The organism is Terriglobales bacterium, assembly GCA_035937135.1.
Lineage (GTDB): Bacteria > Acidobacteriota > Terriglobia > Terriglobales > Acidobacteriaceae > DASYVL01.
The window spans coordinates 21,067-37,963 of the sequence record DASYVL010000083.1; the positions used below are offsets into that span (position 1 = coordinate 21,067).

A 16,897-nucleotide genomic window follows, 5' to 3' on the forward strand; every position below is an offset into this window, starting at 1 on the left:
TCATTCCCCCGGACTTTCCTAGCCCGCAAGGTTGAAGTTCACCGTGATCTGCGTCTCCACTTCCACCGGCTCCCCGTTCAGCAGGTAGGGGCGATACCGCCACTGCCGCACTGCGTCCAGCGCGGACTGCGTCAGCATGGGATGCCCGCTCACGACCCGCAGGTTTTCTATGGCCCCCTGCTTGCTGATGACGGCCTGCAGCACCACGATGCCCTGGATGCGCGCACGCTTGGCGATGTCCGGGTACAGGGGGGTCACCTTGTTGACCAGGTTCCCCTCCGTGACTCCTTGCGACAACCGCACCCGCTGCGGCGCGGCAATCTTGGGCGCGGTCATCGACGTGGAACTCAGGATGCCTCCGAGCACGCCCCCCATCTGCCCTCCGGGCACTCCTCCGGGGACGCCGCCCACCACCCCGCCCATGTTGCTCACCGGCGGCGGGGCCTCTTCTTCCTTGATCATCGCAACTTTCTGGGGAATCCTGTCGGGGGTGCGGAGCCGCCCGTTCTCGATGTCGGTCTGCACCACTTTCACCGCCTGCACCGCCGGCGCCGGCGGAGCTGGAGGCGGAGGCGGAGGCGGCGCTACCAGGAAGGTCATCAGCTGCTGCCTGGGCAGCGCTTCCGTGTAGATCAGCGGGATCAGGATCAAGATCCCGATCAGGAACCCCTGCATGAACACTGAGAGCAGGGTGGTCCACAGACGCTTGGTCTTGAGCCTTCCGCCTGATTCGAACAGGCTATCCTGAAACATCATCGCTTCCATACGCCTGACTCCCTAAGACTCTTGCCACACTATCTATGACATTAGACACCGGAGATGTCTCTTTCAGCACTCCCCGGGAGGTTCTTCTGCGCCCTAGACCCGTTTCTCCCGCCGGCCATTCCCGGCCGCCGGGACCATCGCCGGCCGCAGCCCCTTCTGCCCCGCCCGCCACTCCTGGTAGGCCACCAGCATGGGCGCGGCCACCGCGATGGACGAATACGTCCCGATCAGGATCCCAATCACCAGAGCGAAGGAAAACCCGTGCAGCACCTCGCCCCCGAACGCCAGCAGACAGGCCACCGTCAGGAACGTCAGCCCCGAGGTCAGGATGGTCCGGCTGAGCGTCTGGTTGATGCTCCGGTTCACAATCGACCCCGACGACTCCCGCCGCATCAGCTTCAAGTTCTCCCGGATGCGGTCGAAGACGACGATGGTATCGTTCATCGAATAGCCGATCAGGGTCAAAATGGCGGCAATCACTGTCAGGCTTATCTCTTGCCTTGTCAAGGAGAAAGCCCCCAAGGTGATGAGGGTGTCGTGGATCACCGCCACCACCGCCGCCACCCCGTAAATCCACTCGAAGCGGAGCCACAAGTAGACCAGCATGCCGATGGAAGCGTAGATGGTGGCCAGCAGGGCCTGCGTCCGCAACTGCTCTCCCACCTGCGGCCCCACAATCTCCACGTTGCGCACCGCGAAGCCGGACAGGAAGTAATCCGCTTGCAGGGCCGAGATCACCTCCGGCCCCACCATCCCCTTGAGGTCGTCGAAGGATCTTAGGACCCCGCGCTGGGTCTTGTCCCGCAGGTCGGCGATCGCCTGGGCGGTCTGGTGGTAGCGCGCCGGGGCGTCCGTTCCGGCGCGCAGGGGATCGCGCTGCAACAGGTATTCTTCCAGCGACTTGGCACCGGTATTGTTCAGGTCCTGCTTGCCCTCCGGCCGGTCCTTCTCCAGCGCTCCGATGATGGCGTTCTTGCCCCGGTCGAGCGCCTCCTCGGAGGTCTCCTTCTGGTCCAGCGCCACCAGCACTTCGTTGTTGGCCGGCGCCCCGTAGCGCTGGATGCGGGCGTTGTGCAGCCCCGCCTTGTCCATGGCCGCCCGGATCTGGTCGGGGTTGGGGGTGTCGGCGAACTTCACATACACCAGCGTCCCGCCGCGGAAGTCCACCCCCCAGGGCAGTCCGTTCCACGCTTTCCAGGAACCCGCGTAATGGAACATCGACACCAGCCCGGCTACGCTGAAGATCAGCGAGAAGGCCAGGAAGATCCACTTCTTGCCCAGCCAGTCGATGTTCGGTTCCTTGAAAAACTCCACTTCGTCGCCTTCCTCTGTCTTTGGCCTTTGGTCGTTGGCCCTGGGTCGTTACAAATTGCAAATTATAAATTGCAAATTACAAATCCCTAGATACTCAACGCTTCCCCGCGCTCTTTTCTGTTCAAAATCGCATCAAAAATCACCCGGGAGACGAAGACCGCCGTGAACAGGTTGGCCAGGAGGCCGAAGGTCAGGGTGACGGCGAATCCCCGCACCGGCCCGGTGCCGAACAGGAACAGGATGGCGGCGGAAACGATGGTGGTGACGTGGGTATCGATGATGGTCAGCCAGGCGCGGGCGAAGCCCTGCTCTACCGCCGAGGGCGGGGTCTTGCCGTTGCGCAACTCTTCCCGAATACGCTCAAAGATCAGGACGTTGGAGTCCACGCCCATGCCGATGGTGAGAATCACGCCCGCCATCCCCGGCAGGGTGAGCGTGGCGCCGCTGAAGCCCAGGAATCCCAGCAGGATGACCAAGTTTAAGAATAGTCCCAGGTTGGCGTTGATGCCCGCGCCCCGGTAATAGACCAGCATGAACACCGCCACCAGCAGCAGCCCGGCGACGCCCGCGGTCACGCCCTGGCGGATGGAATCGGCGCCCAGCGACGGCCCTACCGTCCGCTCTTCCAGATACCGGATGGAGGCGGGCAGCGCGCCCGAGCGCAGGATCATGGAAAGATCCTGCGTCTGTTGCTGGGTGAAGGTCCCGGTGATACGGCCCTCGTCGTGAATCTGCTCCTGGATGGTGGCCACTTCCATGACCTTGTTGTCCAGGACCACGGCCAGCTTGTCGCCGACGTGCGAGCCGGTGAAGGCGGCGAAGCGGCGTCCGCCGTCCGAGGTCAGCATGAAGCGCACCGCCGGACGCCCGCTCTCATCCCGCGTGGGCTCCGCGCCCCGCAGGTCGCGCCCGGCTACCGCCGAGCTGCGCGAAATCACATAAAACTCTTCCCGCGGGGTCTCGCCGGTTCGCGTCCCCACGCTCCGCCCCTTCATCAGCACGGTGTTGGCCGGCAATAGCCCGCCATGCGCCGTCAGCGCGTCCTGCTCGCTCGAGTAGGGACCGTCCATCGCCTGCCGGATCTCCAGCATGGCGGTGGACTGCATGATGTCCTTCACTCGCCCTGGGTCGTCCACCCCGGGCAACTGCACCAGAATCTGATACTCGCCCAGCCCGTGCTCCTGGATGACCGGCTCCGAAACTCCAAGTTGGTCAATGCGGTTGCGGATGGTCTCGATGGCCTGGCTCACCGCGCTCTTCTTCAGCGCCTCCAGCGATATGGGCTGCATGGTGAGGGTCCAGTTGTTCTCCGCCCCGGAAGCCAGCTTGTATTCCGAAAGCCGCTGCGCCGCCGCGTCGCGCAGCTCGGCGATCCCCTCCGGCGCCACGCCCCGGATCTCGATCTGGTCGGGATGCCCCGTCGGATCGGGCTTCACGATCTCGGCGTAGGTGACCTTGCGCGCCGCCAGTTCGTCTTTCAGCCGCTCCACCGCCCGGTCGGAGTCCCCGCCCACCGCGTCGTTCACCACCACCTGCAGGATGAGGTGCGTCCCGCCCTTCAGGTCCAGCCCCAGATGGATGTTCTCCTGCAAACCCGCCAGCAGGCCGTGCTCCTTGATCTTGGGCCAGCTCTTCTCCGGCCCCTGGCCGAAGAAGATCCCGAACAGAAACACCCCCAGCACCGCAAAGATGAAGATCGTTTTGCCGACCAGGTTCTTTTTCATCTCTTACTTGTCATCCTGAGCGAGGCGCTCTTGTTTCTTGCCGAGCGAAGGATCTGGGCGAGCGACCGCGCCGGTGCGCGTTGTTAGCCTGCCCTGAGCGTAGTCGAAGGGCGAGCATCCTTATCACTTCCCGCCTTCCTCCGCCGGCGTCACGCTCAACACCGCCGACTTGGCCACCTCGAGCCGCAGATTGTCCGGCGGCACCCGCAGGTGGATGTGGTCCTCGCGCAGCGCGATCACCGTGCCCCGGATCCCGCCGCTGGTGACCACTTTGTCCCCATTCTTCAGGTTTCCCAGCATCTTCTGCCACTTCTTCTGCCGCTTCTGCTGCGGCAGGATAAGCAGCAAATAAAAAATGGCGAAGGTGGCGACCAAGGGAAGCCACAACAGGCTTCCGCCCGCACCTCCGCTCTGCTGCAAAAACGCTCCCAGACTGGGCAAAACCGTCAAAAGCGCAAGATTCCTTGTGTCTAACCTGCCCACACACCACGCTGCGGGTCAGGCTTGATTGTTCCGGGAACGAGTGGCGTGACCTTTCTTGCTAGGCCGGGTCTTCCCCGGGAACCGCGATCGGGGAGCTCAGGCTGCGTGCCCGGAAACCAGAAAGGAATTCTTCAAGATTCCCAAGCTGAATAGCATGACGTACGGCTCGCATGGTGTCAAGGTAGTAGGCCAGGTTGTGCAGCGTGTTCAGGACCCCGCCCAGCGCCTCTCCTGCCACGTACAGATGCCGCAGGTACGCCCGCGTGTAGCGCGCGCAGACCCGGCAGCCGCAGTTCGGATCGGGCGGCCCCGCATCCTCGGCAAAGCGCGCCTGCTTGATGTTGATCCTGCCCTCGGAGGTGTAGAGCAGCCCGTGTCGCCCGGCGCGCGTGGGCAGGACGCAATCCATCATGTCCACGCCCTGCGCCGCGTATTCCACGATCTCCTCCGGAGTGCCCACGCCCATCAGATACCGCGGCCGGTCGGCCGGCAGATGCGGCAGCGTGGCCGCAACCATCTCTCGCGTCAGCGCGCGCGGCTCGCCCACGCTCAGCCCCCCGATGGCGTAGCCGTCAAAGCCCATCTCGACGGTGCGCTCCGCCGACTCCCGCCGCAACTCCGCGTGCATCCCCCCTTGCACGATGCCGAATAGAGCCTGCCCGCCGCGGGCAGCTGGCAGCCCGCTGCTCTCCAAGCAGCGCGCTCCCCACCTAAGCGTCAGCTCCAGCGACTCCCGCGCCCGCTCCCTGTCTGCCGGATACTCCGTGCACTCATCCAGCGCCATGATGACGTCTGCTCCCAGCGCCTGCTGCACCTCCATCGCCTTCTCCGGAGAAAGGAAGTGCAGCGACCCATCCAGATGCGAGCGGAACTCCACGCCCTCTTCGGTGACCTTGCGCCGTTCCGCCAGGCTGAAGACCTGGTATCCGCCGGAGTCGGTCAAAAGCGCCCGCTCCCAGGACATGAACCGGTGCAGCCCGCCCATCCGGCGCACGGTCTCGTGTCCCGGCCGCAGCAGCAGATGGTAGGTGTTGGCCAGCAGGATCTGCGCTCCCAGCTCTTCGAGCGCCTCCTGCCCCACACCTTTGACGGTCGCCTGCGTGCCCACAGGCATGAAGACAGGCGTCTCCACCTCGCCGTGTGGCGTGATCAGCCGCCCCGCGCGCGCCGCCCCGCAGCGGGCTTCGATATCAAACTTCATAGTCATCTCAACGGGGAATTCTAACTGAAGGGAGGAATGTCATCCTGAGCCCGCCGCGGCGGGCGAAGGACCTTGCGTTTAGTCGTTCAATCCGCGTCTATCCGCGTTAATCCGCGGCGAAGGGGTCTTACTTCTTCAACGCCTGCACCACGCGGTCGAAGTCCTCGAGCGTGGCGTACTCGATGATGATCTTTCCCTTCCCCTTGCGGTCCTTGATGGTGACCTTCGTCCCCAGCGCGCGCTGCAATTCGCGCTCCGCCTCGCGCACGTTGGGATCCACGTAGCGGACCTGCTCCTTCTTCTCCACCGGGTAGAGGATGTCGCGCACCACGTCCTCGGTCTGGCGCACCGAAAGCGCGTCCTCCACCACCACCTTGGCCACCTTGGCGATCAGCTCGGGCGACTCCAGCGACATCAGCACCTTGGCGTGTCCCAGGGTCAGCGGGCCGTTCTCGATCTCCACCTGCACCTCGAGGGGCAGCTTCAGCAGGCGCAGGTAGTTGGCCACCGAGGCGCGGTCCTTGCCCGTCTTTTGGGCCATCTGCTCCTGGGTGAGCCCGAATTCCTTCGACAGGCGCTCGTAGGCGCGCGCCTGCTCCATGGGGTTCAGGTCCTCGCGCTGCAGGTTCTCGATGATGGTCATCTCCAGCGCCTGCTCCGCCGAGACCACGCGCACGATGGCCGGCACCGTGCGCTTCCCCGCCCGCTGCGCCGCCGCCCAGCGGCGTTGTCCGGCGATGAGTTGATATCGACCGCCATCAATCTTGCGCACGACCACCGGCTGCACCACCCCCACCGACTGGATGGACGCGGCCAGCTCGGCGAGCGCCGCCTCGTCCATGCGGGTGCGCGTCTGATACGGGTTGCGATCGATCTGCTCCACAGGGATCTCGCGCACGGCTTCCCCGCCCTCTGCCGCCGTCGCCATCATTGTCCCAGCCGCGGCCGGGACCAACGCCGCTGCCGGCCCCGGCGGCGGCGCGGGCGGCGTCGCTATTGCGCTTCCCCGCCCCGGCAGTAGCGCCTCGAGGCCCCTCCCCAACGCCTTCCGCTTCTCCTGGCTCATGATTCCCTTCCCGTCTTCATTTCAGGCCGCTACCGTGCTGCGCCGCCCGTGTTCGTTTTCACCTTGTCTTTTGCAATTTGCAATTTGCAATATACATTTACGTTAATAAATGTACTTCGGCGGCACTCTCGGCCATCGCCGCCCGCTTCATCTGCCGCTTCATAAGCTCCTTGGCCAGCCGCAGATAGCTCTCCGCGCCGCGCGAGCGCGGGTCGTACACCAGCGCCGGCTGGCCGTAGCTGGGCGCCTCCGCCAGGCGCACGTTGCGCGGGATGGTGGTCGAGCACAGCTTGTCGCCGAAGAAGGTCTTCAGCTCCCCCGCCACCTGCTGCGCCAGGTTGGTGCGGTCGTCGAACATGGTGAGCACGACGCCCTCGACCTCGAGCGCGGGGTTCAGGCCCTGGCGCAGGCGCTCCAGCGTATCCAGCAACTCGCTGACTCCTTCGAGGGAGAAATACTCGGCCTGCATGGGGATGAGGACGGAGTCGGCCGCCACCAGCGCGTTCAGCGTCAGCAGATCGAGCGCCGGCGGGCAGTCGAGGACGGTGAACACGTAGCGGTCGCGGATGGGCTCGAGTGCCTCCCGTAGCCGGAACTCGCGCCGCTCTTCCCCCACCAGTTCTATGTTGGCGCCGATCAGGTTCTTGCTGGAAGGAATCAGCCACAGGTTCTCAAACTCAGTGGCCTGGAGAGCCTGTTCCGCAGTGGCTGCGCCCATCACCAGTTCGTAGGTGCTGAGGCGCGCCGGGTCCTTCGCGAAGCCGACGCCACTGGTTGAGTTCGATTGGGGATCGCAGTCCACTAGCAGCGTGGGCACCTCGGCGGCGGCGAAGGATGCGGCCAAGTTGATGGCAGTGGTAGTCTTGCCCACGCCGCCCTTCTGGTTGGCTACCGCAATGACCCGTCCCATGGGGGCTCCGTGAGTTCCGCCAGATGGGAACAGCGTAGCCGAGCTCTGTATTCCTGTGCAATGCCCCAATATTGTGCAGTCCATGGAGTCGACGGCGGAACGCGAGATCCCCTAGCCCCAGGCACCCTTGGGGGCAGGGAATGTTCCACGTGGAACAATTTCAGGCTGCTGGGCCATAGAGGCCTAGCGCGGACGGAAAGAATGGGATGTTCCACGTGGAACAATTACTCTGGCGTGGACCTGACCGCCAGGCAGCTGCCAGAATCTCAGGCATTCATAGGCATTTCGGCATAGATTAGCTAAAATAAGCCTAAGAATGCCTCAAATGTCGCTTGTGTCTTCCCACTTCTTACTATCCTGGTTCTTAACCAGAGTGGTTCCTCTATCGCGTGCACCAGATGAGTAATCTTAAGTAACCGAGGACCACTTTAACCTTCAGAAATCATATACACTCGTAGTTCAGACGCAAATACTGTGGCAGAATCGATGTCTCCACCCCACTTTTTACTAGTCTGATTCCCAGCCGGCGATTGCCGCGACCAGTAGAACACGACCGGATGAACCAGGAATAGAAATTGGGACGCCCCAGGAGAATCCAGGTACTAACCCCGGGGTTGCGCTGGCCTGGTCCGCGCCCAAGAAAAGGGCGAGGTGGCCACCGGGAGAGACCAGGCGGACGGCTGCGGCCAGCGCCCGCTCGGGCTTCTCGACGGCGCGCAGGGTGACGATCCCGGCGGTTTGAGAACAGTCTTCAGCGCGACCGGCGAATACATCGATATTAGTCAATGTAATGGCGCGGATGACTTCGCGCAGAAAGGTCGCCTTCTTTTGGTTCGATTCGATCAGGGTGACGGAGAGTGCCGGCGCATAGAGCTTGATGGGCAGGCCGGGAAAACCGGCGCCGGAGCCGAAGTCGATGAGATTCGAAAGCTCGAGGTCCCTCGACTCGCGCTCCTTCGCCTCCGCTCGGTCGCGCTTGCTCGGGATGACAAGCGGGGAGAGACAGAGGTGGCGGGCGGCGAAGAAGGATTCGCCGAAGTGGCGGGTGACGATCTCTTCGGGCTGCCGCACCGAGGTCAGATTGATGCGCGCATTCCACTTGAGCAGCAGGTCGAGGTAGGTGGAGACCTGGGCGAGTTGCTGGTCCGTGAGCGAATCCGGGACCAGGTAAGGAGCCAGCAGGGAAGCGATGCGCGCGGGATCCATGGGAGCGGGAGGATTCTACGCCAGCGGCGCACGGCCGGGGACGCAGGAGCGAGACGTTCGTGCCACACAGTCCGCCGCACGGAGCCCGCGCACGGTAGAATTGCGGTTCCTCGGTGGAGCCACGTTGCGGGCGCGCGGCCCGCATCCACACGGTGCCAGAAGAGGGTAGGGGGGCCTTCGACTCCGCTCAGGATGACAGACAACATATGAGCACGCAGCAGACAAATCCGGAGCCGCCGGGGCAGGGAAGCCCGAAGCGCGTGGCGTACATGACGCTGTGCGGGTTGCCGGTGTCCATTGAGCTGGCGTGGCCCTTCCGGGCCTCGACCTCGGGCTCCGACCTCTACTCGCTGCACTCCAAGGTGTGGCTGGAGGGGACGGAGGGGCTGCACGCGCAAGTGGCGGTCAACCTGACGCAGGTGATGATGAAGCAGGCGTTCGCATCGATGGAGCCGGCGGATACGGAATCCGCGTCGGTGAATGCGGTGCGCTCGAACGTGGACGACAAGCAGCTGGAGTTCGTGAAGTCAGGGAAGCGGGTGCCGGTGTCGCTCTCCAGCCGCTACTACGACTTCAAGAACCGGCGCATGACCTTCCACCGGGCTACGGAAGAGCAGCTGGCCGCCTTCCTGCGGCGCAAGGTGTACTGGCTGGGGCACAAGCTGGGCGGGGGCGAGGTTTGCCTGGCGGAGCCGGTGGACCTGGAGTATCTGGACGCGACCTCGGAGCAGATGCTGGGGCTGGCCAAGTCGAGCCTGATGGACGCCGGATTGATCGAGATGGCGCGCGGCTGGGCCAAGCCGCTGGAGAAGCTGATTGCCCAGGGCGAGGCCATCGAAGCCGAGACGCGGGCGGAGCTCGAGGCGCTTGAGGCCAAGCACGAGTACGAGCGGGGCTGAAGCATCGGGTAATCGGGTAATCGGCTAGACCGGAAAAGCAGGTCTCTCGCTGCGCTCGGGATGACAAACCTCAACTTACAACCCTAGAGGTAATTCCAGGAGAGCAGGGTGTCGCACTCGGTGGCGGCACGGTAGGTGAGCTGTACGCGGCGGCCGGTCTGGAGTTGGCTCTGGACGTTGCCGCAGAGGCTGAGCAGGTAGGAGGTGGCGGCCCCGTCGGGGGTGAAGGTGACCAGCGACTTGTTGGGCACGCCGACCGCCGCCTCGAAGTATTGGATGTTGCGGATCACGCCGCTCTCGGTGCGGGTCTCGCCGGCGGCTGCGGCGGGGGCAGCGCCCACGCGCACCGGCGCCTTGGACGCGGCGCCCGCTCCCTTCAGAAAGCGGTGGTAGAACTCCAGCAGCAGATCGAGCGAGAAGATGCCGGAGATGGTCAGCAGGATGAGGATGGTGAACAGGGAATCGACGGTGAAGACGGAGGTGCGCCACAGGATCCAGCCCACGCCGGCGAGCGGAGCGGCGGTCAGCAGCAGGGCGGCGAGGAGTTCGGCGGTTCCGGATGGCTGGCGGTCGGACATTGCTTCAAAAAGACGGCCGCGGTCACGCCACGGCCCGCCCTAGTTGTGCCACAGGCGGGCTTCAGATGCAAACGGTATGCAGAAATGCATGGATTCTTCGCTTCGCTCAGAATGACAACGGGAAAGGGTTCTGGCGAGGTAGGGGTCCTTCGACTCGCCCACTCGCGCTGCTCGGGGCTCGCTCAGGATGACAAGGCAGCGGCTGCGGCGTGGCGGCGGGCCTGGATCTCGATGAAGACGTGGACCAGGGAGACGGCCGCGTGCGTGACGCCGGGGATGCGCGAGGCCTGGGCCAGCGTCCGGGGGCGGACGCGCAGGAGCTTTTCCTTCATCTCGCGGGAGAGGCCGCTAATCGAGGCGTAGTCGAACCAGTCGGGGATGGCGCGCTGCTCGGCCTTCTTCAGGCGCTCGATGGCGCGGGATTGCTGGTCGAGGTAGCCGGCGTACTTGAGCTCGGTCTCGACCGACTTCATTTCGCCGCGGGTGTCCGAAGGCAAATGCTCCACCGCAGAGGACGCCGAGGAAGCGGAGAGATCGCGGAGAAAGAATGAGGGCATCCGTTCGCGCAGGATGGGCGAGAGGTGCTCGATGGAGACCTCGGGGCGCTTGAGGAGCTGGGCCAGGGAAGTACCGACGGCGCTGGCCGGAGTCTGCGAAGGGGGTAGGGGTCCTTCGACTGCGCTCACCTCGCCATGCTCGGCTGCGCTTCGCTCAGGATGACAATTGAAAGGCGTAATCCTCTCCAGCATTTCGGCTGTGACGCGGGTCTTTTCCAGAAGCTCGCGCAGATTCTTCATGCGTTCCTGCTTGGCGAGGAAGGCGGACCAGGCGGCGTCATCAATCAGTCCGACGCGGCGGCCGTGCGGGGTGAGGCGGCAGTCAGCGTTGTCGATGCGCAGGTGCAGGCGGAACTCGGCGCGCGAGGTGAACATGCGGTAGGGCTCGTTGGTGCCCTTTGAGATGAGGTCATCAATGAGGATGGCGGTGTAGGCCTCGGTGCGGTCGAGGATGAGCGGCGGCTCCTCCTTCACCTTCAGCGCGGCGTTGATGCCGGCCATGATGCCCTGGCAGGCGGCCTCTTCGTAGCCTGACGTTCCGTTGATCTGTCCGGCGAGGTAAAGCCCGGCGACCTTCTTGGTTTCGAGCGTGCGCTCGAGTTCGGTGGGATCGATGGCGTCGTACTCGATAGCGTAGCCGGGGCGCAGCATCTCCGCCCGCTCCAGGCCGGGGATGGAGTGGACCATCGCCAACTGCACGTCGATGGGCATGGAAGTGCTCATGCCGTTCAGGTAGATCTCGTGGGTGTTGAGGCCCTCGGGCTCGAGGAAGAGCTGGTGCTTCTCGTGGTGGGGGAACTTGACGATCTTGTCTTCGATGGAGGGGCAGTAGCGCGGGCCGATGGACTGGATCTGCCCGGAGTACATGGGCGAGCGATGCACGTTCTCGCGGATGATGCGATGGGTCTCAGGCGTGGTGTAGGCGATGTAGCAGGGAACCTGCTTCTGCGTGATCTTCCGGGTGCGGAAGCTGAAGGGCGTGGGCTCAGGGTCGCCGGGCTGCTGCGGGAAGCGTGACCAGTCGATGGAGCGGCCGTCCAGGCGCGGGGGCGTGCCCGTCTTCAGGCGGCAGCCGCGCAGACCGAGCAGCTTCAGAGCTTCCCCGAGAAGCTGGGAGGGCGGCTCGCCGGAGCGTCCCGCGGGATAGGTCTCGGTGCCGCAGTGGATGAGGCCGTTCAAAAACGTCCCGGTGGTGATGAGGACGGCCTGGGCGCCGACGGTGCGGCCGTCGCGGAGCTTTATGCCTCGCGCCACACGGCGCTCGGCGGGTTTCTCGTTTCCCGTTTCTCGTTCCTCGTGAGCAGCATCAGCCTCTCGAGAAACCAGAAACGAGGAACGCGGAACGTCTTCGACAATCACATCCGCCACCTCCGCCTGCTTGATGTGGAGGTTGGGCTGGGATTCGAGCACCTGGCGCATCTTGAGGCGGTACTGCTGCTTGTCGCACTGGGCGCGGGGCGACCAGACGGCGGGGCCGCGAGAGGTGTTGAGCAGGCGGAACTGGATGCCGACGGCGTCGGTGACTTCGCCCATGATGCCGCCCAGGGCGTCCACCTCGCGGACGAGATGGCCTTTGGCGATTCCGCCCACCGCCGGGTTGCAGGACATCTGGGCGATGAGGTCGAGGTTGAGGGTAAAGAGCGCGGTCCTCAGGCCCATGCGGGCGGCGGCCATCGAGGCCTCACATCCGGCGTGACCGGCGCCGACAACCACCACATCGTATTGTTCGGCGAACGGCATGGACTCGGCGCGGCTTCCCATTCTAGCAACTGAAGGAAATTTGCAGGCGAAGCGCACCTTACTTGTGTCCTGGGGCGTGTAGAATGTTCCGGCCGTCCAGGCTGGAGTCCACCCATGGGCCGCCGCACCAAAAACCGCATCGAGCTGGTTCTCCCCGTGCGCGTCTGGGGGATGGATGCCAGTGGCAAGCCCTTCTCCCAGCTCGCCAACACCATCGACATCAGCCACGACGGCGCGCGTTTAGCCGGGGTGCGCGGCCTGATCACGCTGGGCGAGGTAATCGGGCTCCAGTACAAACTTCAGAAAGCGCGCTGCAAGGTGGTTTGGGTGGGGCGTCCCGGGACTGCCAAGCACGACCAGATCGCGATCGAGTATCTGGAGAAAGAAAAGAACATCTGGGCGCTGGAACTTCACCGCGACTCCCTGGTGGACGAGTTCGAAGTCGCGGGCTCTAAGAAGGAAGAGAACCGCGGGCACCAGCGCCTGAGTTGCAGCGGCGGTGTGGAGGTGCGCACCAAGCCGGATGCCCCCATGCTCTGGACCGAGCTCGCCGACATCAGCCGCTGCGGGTGCTACCTGCAGACGACGTCGGCGCTGCCGGTGAAGACGCACACTGAGTTGCTGATCCGCGCCGACGACATCGAGATCTCCTCTCCCGTGGTCGTCCGCACCTGCCATCCCGGAGTGGGCATGGGGCTGGAATTCACCGAGACGGACGCGGAGAACAAGCAGCGCCTGCACGAATTGATCGAGCACCTGGGAGGCACGAGCCAGCCGCCGGAGGAGGCGTCCAAGCTCCACCGGGAAGAGATTGGGCAGCGCCTGCAGAAGGCCAGCGCGGAGCTGCGCGACCTGGAGGAAATGCTCCTTTCCGAAGACGTGGACGCGGAGGTGCTGGGCGAGTTCCGGGAGGCGCTGGGCCACGCGCGCCACAGCGCCTGGGCGGTGCAGCAGTGGATGGAACTCCACGCCAAACACGACGACTCCTTCCCGATCATCTCCTTCCTGAACGGGGAGCGCGTGCGGCTGGTGACCTTGATGTGCCAGCACCTGGCGAAGGACATCCAGGCGGTGCAGCTCGAAGTCCCCAAGCAGGAGATCGCGGCCCTGATCCGCGCGGTCGAGGACCTCTTCCAGAATTGGCCCGGTGGTGAACCAGCACCGGAGGAGAAGAAGTAAGCCCGGGCGCATTCGCCGGTGGTGCCTCTGCGCCCCTTTTCCGTATATTGAAGGCATGGCAAGACCCGTCCCCATCGGCGCGCGCGGCGAAGCGGAAGAGCGCGTCGAGTTCAAGCACACCCTAACCTCTCATCACGAAATGCTGCCGCCGGTGTACTCCACCCCGGACATGATCCGGCTGATGGAGACGGCGGCTTTCCACGCCCTGCATCCCTACTGCGAGGGGGATGAGATCAGTGTCGGCACGGCCATCCACATCGAGCACCGGGCCTCGGCCGGGATCGGGACGGTGGCGCGGGCGGAGGCGGTGCTGGAGTCCTTCGACGGGCGCTTCTACGTGCTGCGCGTCTCGGTGCGCAACGGCGAGCAGGAGCTCGGCCGGGGCACGGTCACCCGGGCCGTCGTCAGCCTGGCAAGGATCCGGGAGAAGACGGGGAAGTAGAGACGTTGCATGCAACGTCTCTACGGCTCATTTCGCCGGGGCGGGCGCCGACCCGCCCAACTCATGACGCGCACCTTGGGCATGGAAGGCTCCGGGAGCGCAGGTTGCGCCACATAACGATTTGGAATGTTCCTAGGGAGAGCGCCTGTATAGCAAGAGGAGGACGAGAGGTCAAGCCAAAGGGTCACCCGAGCTATAATGCGCGGCACTCATGTCCATCGCCGCCGGAACCAAGTTTGGCCCTTATGAGATTCTCTCGCCGGTAGGCGCGGGCGGGATGGGCGAGGTGTATCGCGCGCGCGACACGCGGCTCGACCGCACCGTCGCTATCAAGGTCCTGCCCCAGCATCTCTCCGACAATCCTGCGCTCAAGCAGCGCCTGGAACGCGAAGCGAAATCGGTCTCCAACCTGTCGCATCCCAACATCTGCACCCTCTACGACGTGGGCGAGCAGGGTGGCGCCGCCTTCCTGGTGCTGGAGTTCCTGGAAGGCGAAACCCTGGAGCAGCGGTTGGAGCGCGGGCCGCTGCCGGCGGAGCAGGTGCTGCGGCTGGCCATCGAGATCACCGACGCGCTGGAAACGGCGCACAAGCAGGGAATCATCCACCGCGACCTGAAGCCTTCGAACGTCATGCTCACCAAGTCGGGCGCCAAGCTGATGGACTTCGGCCTGGCCAAGCTGACGGAACAACCGGCGCCCATGGCGGCCGCGCTCAGCGAGCTGACGGCGGAGAACCGCAAGCTGACCGCCGAAGGCACCATCATGGGGACGTTCCAATACATGGCGCCGGAGCAGCTCGAGGGCCGCGAAGCGGACGCGCGCACCGACATCTTCGCTCTGGGCATGGTGGTCTACGAGGCGGCGACGGGGCGGCCGGCGTTCACGGGTAAGACCAGGGCCAGCCTGATCGCCTCCATCCTGTCGTCGGAGCCGCCGGCCATCACCACCTTGCAGCCCATGACCCCGCCGGCGCTGGAGCGGGTGGTGAAGACCTGCCTGGCCAAAGACCCGGACGAGCGCTTCCAGACGGCGCACGATCTGAACCTGCAACTGCACTGGATCCTGGAGGGCGGCTCGCAGGCGGGAGTCGCAGCTCCGGTGGCGGCGCAGCGGCTTCTGCGCAAGCGCCTGCTGCTGGCAGCTGCGGGGGTCGGCTGGGCGGCGGCGTTGGCTGCGGCAATCACGGCGGTGGTCCTGAGTGGGCATCTGCGGCAGAGAGAGCGGCCGCTCGCGGCCGAGATTAGCCCTCCGCCCGGGATGGTTTTCGTCGGAGCGCTTCTCGGTGCGCCTGCCATCTCACCCGACGAGACCAAGCTGGCGTTTGTAGCCGGCAACCCCAAAGGCGCGCGGCTCTGGGTCCGCGACCTGGCCTCGGGTCGGACGGACGCGCTGGAAGGCACCGAGGGCGCCGCCTTCGTCTTCTGGTCCCCCGACAGCCGCTCGGTCGCCTTCTTCTCGGGCGGCAAGCTGAAGAAGATCGAGGCTGCAGGCGGCCCGGTGCAGATCCTTTGCGACGCGCCCGAGGGGCGCGGCGGCAGTTGGAGCCCGAACGGCACCATCATCTTCACGCCCAACATCTATGAATCGCTGTACCGCGTCCCCGAGGGCGGGGGAACGCCGGAGAAGGTGACCAATGCCAAGGCGGCATGGACGCACCGCAATCCCTACTTCCTGCCTGACGGCGAGCACTTTCTGTTCATCAGGCGCGAACCCGCGGGAACGGTGGCCGGCAGTCTCTACGCCGGCTCGCTGAAGGGCGGCGAGCCCAAGCAGGTGCTGGAGCGCGCCTCCAACGCGCAGTATTCGGGCGGCTACCTGCTCTACCTGAAGGACGGCAACCTGGTGGCGCAGCAGTTCGACCTGGGCAGCCTGAAGGTGAAGGGCAGCCCCATCGCGGTGGCCGAGAAGGTGGATTACTGGAACGCGCGCGATATGGCGTACTTTGCCGCCTCTGGCAGCGGCATGCTGCTGTACCGCAAGAGCGTCTCCACCTCCACGCAGGCGACATGGATGGACCGCGGCGGCCGCGAGCTGGAGAAAGTGGGCGAGCCGGGGCTGTACTTTGATCCGCAACTATCCGCGGATGGCAGCAAACTGGCGCTGGCCCGGGTGGACAAGGATTCGCAGAACGCGGACGTCTGGGTGGTGGACCTGAAGCGCAATAACATGTCGCGGGCGACCTTCGCCGAGGCGGCAAACCTCAGCTACGCCCTCTCTCCGGACGGAAACATGGTTGCGGTCGACACGAACAGCAACGGCTCGCACGGCCAGCTCTGGACGCAGCCCATCAGCGGCGCGGGAACTCAGCAGAACCTGGTGGACTCCCCCTCCTGGCTGACTGTGACCGATTGGTCCCGCGACGGGCGCTACCTGTTCGGAGACGTGCAGGAGAACAAGACCCGGGAAGACGTCTTCTTCGTTGACCTGAAAGGCGACCGCAAGCTCACCAAGTTCCTTCAAAGTCCCGCGTCCGAGCAGGGGGCCAAGCTTTCGCCCAACGGCAAATGGCTGGCCTACCAGTCGGATGAATCCGGGCGCGCGGAAGTTTACGTCGCCGCGTTCCCGGGACCGGGAAGCAAGTGGCAGATCTCCAACGGGGGCGGCGGGAACCCACAGTGGAGCCACGACGACAAGGAACTCTACTTCATCGGCGGCACCAAGCTCATGACAGTGCCCATCTCGGATCCCGCGACCTTCCAGTTCGGCACGCCGCAGGAGTTGCCCCTGCCCCCGGAGAGCGTGGCCTTCGCGCCCGGGCCCACCTCAGACCGCTTCCTGGTCCTGAAGCCTGCCGGCAAGCCCGAGGCTTCGCCCATCCACGTAGTACTGAAC

14 protein-coding genes are annotated in these 16,897 nt (G+C 64.8%); 4 read left to right on the plus strand and 10 right to left on the minus strand.

Features of this window, described 5'->3' with window-relative positions; all coding sequences use genetic code 11:
• Positions 1 to 18 precede the first annotated feature (18 nt).
• The 8 genes from VGQ94_05280 to VGQ94_05315 form a co-directional block, all read right to left on the minus strand.
• Positions 19 to 753, minus strand: a complete 735-nt coding sequence (locus VGQ94_05280) for a TonB family protein (protein HEV2021920.1) — start codon at positions 751 to 753, stop codon at positions 19 to 21.
• A gap of 105 nt (positions 754 to 858) precedes the next feature.
• On the minus strand, positions 859 to 2,079 hold the full coding sequence (secF, locus tag VGQ94_05285; protein HEV2021921.1) for a protein translocase subunit SecF: 1,221 nt from the start codon (positions 2,077 to 2,079) through the stop codon (positions 859 to 861).
• Positions 2,080 to 2,165: 86 nt separating this feature from the next.
• A complete protein-coding gene (secD, locus tag VGQ94_05290) occupies positions 2,166 to 3,803 on the minus strand; it encodes a protein translocase subunit SecD (GenBank protein ID HEV2021922.1) in 1,638 nt (545 codons plus the stop codon).
• 123 nt (positions 3,804 to 3,926) lie between these two features.
• Entirely contained in the window at positions 3,927 to 4,190 is a 264-nt protein-coding gene (yajC, locus tag VGQ94_05295) for a preprotein translocase subunit YajC (GenBank protein HEV2021923.1), read from the minus strand.
• Positions 4,191 to 4,344: 154 nt separating this feature from the next.
• The gene (gene tgt / locus VGQ94_05300) at positions 4,345 to 5,493 is read right to left on the minus strand and encodes a tRNA guanosine(34) transglycosylase Tgt (protein HEV2021924.1); all 1,149 of its coding nucleotides are present in this window, start codon (positions 5,491 to 5,493) and stop codon (positions 4,345 to 4,347) included.
• A 121-nt stretch (positions 5,494 to 5,614) separates the two neighbouring features.
• Positions 5,615 to 6,415, minus strand: coding sequence for a ParB/RepB/Spo0J family partition protein (locus VGQ94_05305; GenBank protein HEV2021925.1), 801 nt, complete (start codon positions 6,413 to 6,415; stop codon positions 5,615 to 5,617).
• Between the two features lie 235 nt (positions 6,416 to 6,650).
• Positions 6,651 to 7,463 (minus strand): ParA family protein, encoded by an 813-nt coding sequence (locus tag VGQ94_05310; protein HEV2021926.1) that lies wholly within the window; start codon positions 7,461 to 7,463, stop codon positions 6,651 to 6,653.
• A 507-nt stretch (positions 7,464 to 7,970) separates the two neighbouring features.
• On the minus strand, positions 7,971 to 8,669 hold the full coding sequence (locus VGQ94_05315; protein ID HEV2021927.1) for a 16S rRNA (guanine(527)-N(7))-methyltransferase RsmG: 699 nt from the start codon (positions 8,667 to 8,669) through the stop codon (positions 7,971 to 7,973).
• Between the two features lie 206 nt (positions 8,670 to 8,875).
• Here VGQ94_05315 and VGQ94_05320 point away from each other — a divergent pair, with 206 nt between their 5' ends.
• Positions 8,876 to 9,568: a hypothetical protein gene (locus VGQ94_05320; protein HEV2021928.1), complete on the plus strand. Its 693-nt coding sequence runs from the start codon at positions 8,876 to 8,878 to the stop codon at positions 9,566 to 9,568.
• A gap of 83 nt (positions 9,569 to 9,651) precedes the next feature.
• Here the strand turns inward: VGQ94_05320 and VGQ94_05325 are convergent, their stop codons facing one another.
• Positions 9,652 to 10,146, minus strand: coding sequence for a hypothetical protein (locus tag VGQ94_05325; GenBank protein HEV2021929.1), 495 nt, complete (start codon positions 10,144 to 10,146; stop codon positions 9,652 to 9,654).
• A 182-nt stretch (positions 10,147 to 10,328) separates the two neighbouring features.
• The gene (mnmG, locus tag VGQ94_05330) at positions 10,329 to 12,443 is read right to left on the minus strand and encodes a tRNA uridine-5-carboxymethylaminomethyl(34) synthesis enzyme MnmG (GenBank protein ID HEV2021930.1); all 2,115 of its coding nucleotides are present in this window, start codon (positions 12,441 to 12,443) and stop codon (positions 10,329 to 10,331) included.
• A gap of 114 nt (positions 12,444 to 12,557) precedes the next feature.
• Between mnmG and VGQ94_05335 the strand changes: the two genes are divergently transcribed.
• From VGQ94_05335 to VGQ94_05345, 3 genes are all read left to right on the plus strand, one after another.
• A complete protein-coding gene (locus tag VGQ94_05335; GenBank protein ID HEV2021931.1) occupies positions 12,558 to 13,622 on the plus strand; it encodes a PilZ domain-containing protein in 1,065 nt (354 codons plus the stop codon).
• A gap of 55 nt (positions 13,623 to 13,677) precedes the next feature.
• Positions 13,678 to 14,064, plus strand: coding sequence for a hotdog domain-containing protein (locus tag VGQ94_05340; GenBank protein ID HEV2021932.1), 387 nt, complete (start codon positions 13,678 to 13,680; stop codon positions 14,062 to 14,064).
• A 211-nt stretch (positions 14,065 to 14,275) separates the two neighbouring features.
• The coding region (locus tag VGQ94_05345) for a protein kinase (GenBank protein HEV2021933.1) at positions 14,276 to 16,897 on the plus strand (2,622 nt) is incomplete at its 3' end.